This window comes from Actinomycetota bacterium, from assembly GCA_030682655.1.
GTDB lineage: Bacteria > Actinomycetota > Coriobacteriia > Anaerosomatales > JAUXNU01 > JAUXNU01.
The window spans coordinates 1-1,264 of record JAUXNU010000069.1 but is presented as its reverse complement, the minus strand read 5'-3'; the positions used below and the strand labels follow the sequence as shown (position 1 = coordinate 1,264).

The window sequence follows — 1,264 nt, the reverse complement described above, 5'->3', positions numbered from 1 at the left end:
TCGGGCACGAGCTTCGAGCTTGATCCGGCTCAGACCCACGCGGTGACGTTCTGGTCTGTCGACAACGTCGGCAACGTCGAGATCGCCCGCACCGAGATTCTGCAGCCCGCCCCCGAAAGCAGCATTCTGGCCCGCATCTCGGGCAAGGACCGCTACGAGACGGCCGCCGCCATTTCGCGTGCGACATTTGCGGCCGACACTACAGAGCACGTCGTACTCGCGACCGGAGCGACCTTCGCAGACGCCCTTGCAGCCAACGGACTTGCCGGAGCGCTTGACGCGCCGGTACTGCTGACCCCCTCGGCCGACCTGCCTCCCGCAGTCATCGGAGAGCTGAACCGCCTCGGCGCGCGCGATGTGACGGTCGTCGGCGGAGCCAGTGCGGTCTCCGACAACGTCGTGAGCACTCTCGCAGGTCTTGGGTACACGGTCTCCCGCATCGCCGGGAGCGACCGCTATGAGACAGCCGCGATGATCGCTGGCCAGCTCGCAGAGGTGACTGGCATCGTTCCCGAGCGTGCGTTCGTGGTCCGCGGGGATTCGTTCGCCGACGCGCTGTCTGCAGCCCCCTATGCGTACTCGCAGCGCATCCCGGTACTGCTGACCCGGCCCGACGCGCTGTCTGCAGCCACCCTTCAGGCCATACAAGCCACAGGGCTGCGTTCAGTGACAGTCGTCGGTGGCACGAGTGCCGTCGGTCCCGCAGTCGTTCGTGAGCTCGAAGCGGCTGGCATCACGGTCGAGCGCATCAGCGGAGACTCCCGCTACGCGACGGCAGGCGCCCTGCTCGAGTACGCAATCAACGCGGCATGGACGACGCCGGAAGCAGTTGGCGTGGCAAGCGGCGCGAACTTCCCGGATGCTTTGGGCGGCGGCGCAGCGATGGGCGCTTTACACGGCGCGCTCATCCTGACCGAGCCCGCAACGCTGGGAAGCGCGTCAACGCAAGCTCTCACCCGCTGCGCGCCGACCGCCAACGATGTGCGCGTGTTCGGCGGAATCGCGGCCGTGACCCCAGCGGTCATGGACTCCATCGCCGGCGCGTTTGCCCAGTAGGCAGAAGCGAAGCCTACTCCTCGGGATCCACGACCTTCTTTCCGGCCGTGACTCCCCCGACGCAGAAGCTGTCCTCGGCAGGGTCGTTCACGATCACGATGATGTCGTGTTCGGCGATACCCGGCTCGAATCCCAGTCCTCGCACCACCTCGCGGTAGAGCCCTCGCTTCATGTCTGCATCACGGCCCGGCAGCATCGAGATCTCAAC

Annotated in this window: 2 protein-coding genes; one reads left to right on the top strand and one right to left on the bottom strand. The window is 66.5% G+C overall.

All coding sequences use genetic code 11. The features are described 5' to 3' along the window. Positions 1-1,056, top strand: a 1,056-nt coding sequence (locus Q8K99_04335) for a cell wall-binding repeat-containing protein (protein ID MDP2181781.1), incomplete at its 5' end; no start/stop codon positions are given. Positions 1,057-1,069: 13 nt separating this feature from the next. Here the strand turns inward: Q8K99_04335 and Q8K99_04330 are convergent. Beyond that, on the bottom strand, positions 1,070-1,264 hold a 195-nt coding region (locus tag Q8K99_04330), incomplete at its 5' end, for a tautomerase family protein (GenBank protein ID MDP2181780.1).